The organism is Methylobacterium sp. GC_Met_2 (assembly GCF_026540795.1).
Classification (GTDB): domain Bacteria; phylum Pseudomonadota; class Alphaproteobacteria; order Rhizobiales; family Beijerinckiaceae; genus Methylobacterium.
In genome coordinates this window covers 1-5,240 of the sequence record NZ_JALNUM010000201.1, presented here as the reverse complement: position 1 = coordinate 5,240, position 5,240 = coordinate 1, and the positions used below count along the sequence as shown (strand labels likewise).

At 68.1% G+C, this 5,240-nt stretch carries 3 protein-coding genes; all 3 read left to right on the top strand.

Features of this window, described 5'->3' with window-relative positions:
• A partial coding sequence (locus OXS49_RS32440) for a hypothetical protein (protein WP_276082351.1) occupies positions 1 to 1,786 on the top strand: 1,786 nt, incomplete at its 5' end.
• A gap of 139 nt (positions 1,787 to 1,925) precedes the next feature.
• Positions 1,926 to 3,212 (top strand): oxalate/formate MFS antiporter, encoded by a 1,287-nt coding sequence (gene oxlT / locus OXS49_RS32435; RefSeq protein WP_244008140.1) that lies wholly within the window; start codon positions 1,926 to 1,928, stop codon positions 3,210 to 3,212.
• A 49-nt stretch (positions 3,213 to 3,261) separates the two neighbouring features.
• Positions 3,262 to 5,007: an oxalyl-CoA decarboxylase gene (oxc, locus tag OXS49_RS32430; RefSeq protein ID WP_267428632.1), complete on the top strand. Its 1,746-nt coding sequence runs from the start codon at positions 3,262 to 3,264 to the stop codon at positions 5,005 to 5,007.
• The last annotated feature ends 233 nt before the right edge of the window (positions 5,008 to 5,240 follow it).

The window sequence follows — 5,240 nt, the reverse complement described above, 5'->3', positions numbered from 1 at the left end:
GGTCGCCCAGCACACAGAGCCTCCCATCGGACCATGGAACCCCGGTGTCCGCTCAGACCTGCCGTCCGCCTTCCTGCCCCTGGTCACCGTCTACCGCCCGGAGCACGTCGAGACGCCGCTGCGCGAGGCCCTCGATCTCAGCGACCTGTGCGGCCTGCCGGCCCGGCAACTCACGCGATTCCGGGCCAGCCGCCTCGTCGTCCACGAGGTCCTGATTCGGGTCATGTCGGACCTGTCCGTGCCGGTGGGCGCGGTTTACGCCGATCTCGGCGTGAATTTCCGGGCGATCGTCGCCACGATCCTGCGTGAGGGCGTCGAGCCCCGCCTCGCAGAGGTCGAGGACGCCCTGACGCGGATCCGCGCCGAGGCCGATGCGGTCCTGGCCCGCGAGATCGCCGCGATCCTCGACGACCCGCCGGCCCCGCCCCCGCCGGAGCCGCGCTGGCTCGACCGGCTCCTCGGCCGGCGCCCACCCGCGGTCGAGGCGCCGCGCGTGGACCGCGCGACCCGGGCGCTGCTCCACATCGAATCCTGGCAGCGGCGGGCGTCGGAATCCGGCGACGGCCTCGAGATCGCGGCCTGCGAGGCGCTCCGCACGGTCGTGTCCGGCCTCATCGCCCGACAGAACACCCTGATCCGCGACGCGGCGCTGCTGCGCAGCCTCGCCGGGACGCTGGTCTCCAACGGCTACGGCAGCCGCCGGATCGGCGAGCGGATCGAGCCCTGGATCGCCGCCGTGGTGGAGGCCCGCGGCTACCGCCGGCTCGCCGCCCAGGACCATCCGGTGGTGATGAACGTCAAGGGCGCCTCGGCCTCCGGCAAGAGTACGATCCGCCCCTATCAGCTCGGTCTTGCCAGACGCCTCGGCATGGCGTGGTCGGACTTCGCGGTGATCACGCCCGATGTCTGGCGCAAGTATCTGCTCGACTACGACAGCCTCGGGCCGGCCGCCCGCTACGCCGGAACCCTGACGGGCTACGAGGTCGAGATCATCGACATGAAGCTCGACCGCTACGTCACCCGCAAGGCGGCGGAGCGGCGGATCTCGAACCTGCTGATCGACCGGTTCCGATTCGACAGCTTTCAGGCCGAGGCCGGCTCCGATGGCGGCGGCCAGCTGCTCACCCGATTCGGTGACCGGGTCTACATGCAATTCATGGTCACGCCGCCGGCCGACACCGTGGAGCGGGCTTGGCAGCGCGGCGAGATGTTCGGCCGTTACAAGGCCGTGGAGGATCTCCTCGCTCACAATGTCGAGGCCTATACGGGCATGCCGCGCCTGTTCTTCAACTGGGCGCTGTCGCGCGACAAGCAGGTGGTCTGCGAGTTCCTCGACAACAGCGTGCCGCTCGGCGATCGCCCGCGGACCATCGCATTCTGGGCCGACGGGATCCTTAACATCCTCGACGTGAAGGGGCTGATCGACATCGACCGCTTCCGCAAGGTCGACATTTTCGCACGTGGGCCCGACGCGGTCTTCAAGGGCGCGGACCTTTCGGCATCCGCCAACACCGCCTTCCTGCGGGAATGCCTGCGCCGGATGACGGCGATCCGCTTCGTTCAACCCGAGACCGGACGGGCGATCCTGCGGCTCGATCGCGGACGGATCACCGGGCTCGACCCCACCGCGTTCGCGGCTCTCGCCGACGAGCCGGACTGGGTGGCCACTCGCGCGCTGATCGGCCTGCCGGACGACCTCGCAGAGATCCCGATCCTCGAACAGACTTTGCGGCCGGCGGATCAGCCGACCCTCGGTGCGTGGGGGAGCGATTCCCCATGCCAATAAACCGGCACAATATCGCCGGCCTGACAGTTCATTCCGTCCGTCTCACCCTGGTATATTGCATACCTGGAACGGATGTGCATGATCCGTGGTGCACGAGACGCTGCCGCGAGAGGCCGCGCCGCCCAAGAGAGGCTTAGGGATGGAACACCAGGATTCGCCGTCGGCGAAATGGTGGCAGCTCGCTTTCGGCGTGATCTGCATGGCCATGATCGCCAACCTCCAATACGGCTGGACGTTGTTCGTCGATCCGATCGACCAACGTTATCATTGGGGCCGGGCGGCGATCCAGCTCGCCTTCACCTTGTTCGTCGCCACCGAGACCTGGCTGGTGCCGGTCGAGGCGTGGTTCGTGGACCGCTACGGCCCGAAGATCGTCGTGGCGTTCGGCGGCGTGATGATCGCCCTGGCCTGGACCATCGACGCCTACGCCGACAGCCTGTTCCTTCTCTATCTCGGGGCCGTCATTGCCGGCATCGGCGCGGGCTCGGTCTATGGTACCTGCGTGGGCAACGCACTGAAGTGGTTCCCGCATCGGCGCGGCCTCGCGGCTGGTGCCACGGCAGCCGGATTCGGCGCCGGCGCGGCCATCACGGTGGTGCCGATCGCCCGGATGATCGCCACCAGCGGTTATCAGGACGCGTTCCTGTATTTCGGGATCGGTCAGGGCGCCGTGGTCTTCGTGCTCGCCTTCCTGCTGCGCAAGCCGTCGACGATCGCGCAGGTCCAGCGCAAGAGCACGCGCCTGCCCCAGACCAAGATCGATCGCAGCCCCCGCGAGGCCGTCCGCACTCCGGTCTTCTGGGTCATGTACGCGATGTTCGTGATGGTCGCCTCCGGCGGCCTGATGGCGGCGGCGCAGATCGCCCCGATCGCCCACGACTTCCAGGTCGCCGGCGTCCCGGTGAGCCTGTTCGGCCTGCAAATGGCGGCGCTGACGCTCGCGATCTCCCTCGACCGGATCTTCGACGGGTTCGGGCGGCCGTTCTTCGGCTACGTCTCCGACCATATCGGCCGCGAAAACACGATGTTTATCGCCTTCTCGACCGCAGCGGCAGCGGTGATCGTGCTCCTGACCTACGGCCACAACCCGATGGTCTTCGTATTCGCGACCGCGGTGTATTTCGGGGTGTTCGGCGAGATCTACTCGCTGTTCCCGGCGACGTGTGGCGACACGTTCGGGTCCAAGTATGCCGCCAGCAACGCCGGCCTGCTCTACACCGCCAAGGGGACCGCAGCCTTCCTCGTGCCCTTCGCGAGCCTGCTCTCGACGGCCTACGGCTGGTCCGCGGTGTTCACGCTGATCATCGTCCTGAATGTCACGGCGGCAGCCTTGGCCATGTTCCTGCTCCGCCCGATGCGGGCCCGCTACCTCGCCGAGCCCGAGCCCGCCGCGGCGCTCGCCGCCCGACCGATCCGGGCGGCCTGAAGGCCGTCCGCCCCGCCACCCTCGACATCGACCTTCCGGAGACCCTGCGATGACCGCATTGGCCAAGATCGTCCACACCACCCCCGAGATCGAGGCGGAGCCCGATCTGACCGATGGCTTCCACCTCGTCATCGACGCGCTCAAGCTCAACGGCATCGAGACGATCTACGGCGTGCCGGGCATTCCGATCACCGATCTCGGCCGCATGGCGCAGGCCGAGGGGATGCGGGTGATCTCGTTCCGCCACGAGCAGCATGCCGGCAACGCCGCGGCGATCGCGGGCTTCCTCACCCAGAAGCCCGGCATCTGCCTCACCGTCTCGGCCCCGGGCTTCCTGAACGGCCTGACGGCGCTGGCCAACGCCACCACCAACTGCTTCCCGATGATCCTGATCTCTGGCTCCTCCGAGCGCGAGATCGTCGACCTGCAGCAGGGCGACTACGAGGAGATGGACCAGCTCGCCATCGCCAAGCCCCTGTGCAAGGCGGCGTTCCGGGTGCTGCACGCGGCCGATATCGGCATCGGCGTCGCCCGCGCCATCCGTGCCGCCTGCTCGGGCCGGCCGGGCGGCGTCTACCTCGACCTGCCCGCCAAGCTGTTCGCCCAGGTGATGGATGCCGAGGCTGGCCAGAAGTCGCTGGTCAAGGTGATCGACCCGGCGCCCGCCCAGCACCCGGCCCCCGAGGCAATCGCCCGGGCGCTGGACGTCCTGAAATCCGCCAAGCGACCGCTGATCGTGCTCGGCAAGGGCGCCGCCTATGCCCAGGCCGACGAGGCGATCCGCGCCCTCGTGGAGACCAGCGGCATCCCGTACGTGCCGATGAGCATGGCCAAGGGCCTCCTGCCCGATACCCACCCACTCTCGGCCGGCGCGGCGCGCTCCACGGCGCTGAAGGACTCGGACGTGGTGCTGCTGATCGGCGCCCGGCTGAACTGGCTGCTCTCGCACGGCAAGGGCAAGAGCTGGGGTGAGCCCGGCTCGACCAAGTTCATCCAGATCGACATCGAGCCCCGCGAGATGGATTCGAACGTCGAGATCGTCGCTCCGGTGGTCGGCGATATCGCCTCCTGCGTTCAGGCGCTTCTGGACGGCATGGGCAAGGGCTGGCAGCAGCCCCCGTCAGATTGGACCGAGACGCTCAAGGCCAAGCGCGAGGCCAACATCGCCAAGATGGCGCCCAAGCTCATGAGCAACGCCTCGCCCATGACCTTCCACGCTGCCCTCGGCGCCCTGCGCACCATCGTGAAGGAGCGGCCGGACGCGATTCTGGTCAACGAGGGCGCCAACACCCTCGACCTCGCCCGGGGCATCATCGACATGTACCAGCCGCGCAAGCGCCTGGATGTCGGCACCTGGGGCATCATGGGCATCGGCATGGGCTTCGCCGTCGCGGCCGCCGTTGAGACCGGCAAGCCGGTCCTCTGCGTGGAGGGCGACAGCGCCTTCGGCTTCTCCGGCATGGAGGTGGAGACGATCTGCCGGTACGGCCTGCCGATCTGCATCGTGGTGTTCAACAACAACGGCATCTATCGCGGCACCGACACGGATCCGACCGGCCGCGATCCGGCCACGACGGTGTTCGTGCCGGATTCCCGCTACGACCGGATGATGGAGGCTTTTGGCGGCGTCGGCTACCACGTCACCACGCCGGACGAGCTGACCCGAGCGGTCAACGAGGCGATGAATTCGGGCCGGCCGGCCCTGGTCAACGCCGTGATCGACCCGGCCGCCGGGAGCGAGAGCGGCAATATCGGCAGCCTCAACCCGCAGAGCGGCATCAAGAAGAAGAAGTAAGGGCAGCGAGCGCCCTCAGCCCGCGCTTCTCACGTCAGCTCGCCGGCCGGATCGCTCAGCAATCCGGCCGTTTTTAATGCGGGCCGCCGGATCCGCGCCTTCCCTCCCCCTCTGTGGGCTACGATATCCACACATCGCTGGCCGAGACGCGCTCTTCTCCCCTGGCGACCCTGGGCTTGCCCAGGATCGCTCGAGCTTGCGAGGAAGAGTTGGAGGCGGGGGTGGTGCAAAAA

Excerpts from the sequence above, each read along its gene's own strand:
- oxlT (WP_244008140.1), top strand. The coding sequence starts at position 1,926 with ATGGAACACCAGGATTCGCCGTCGGCGAAATGGTGGCAGCTCGCTTTC.
- oxc (WP_267428632.1), top strand. The coding sequence starts at position 3,262 with ATGACCGCATTGGCCAAGATCGTCCACACCACCCCCGAGATCGAGGCG.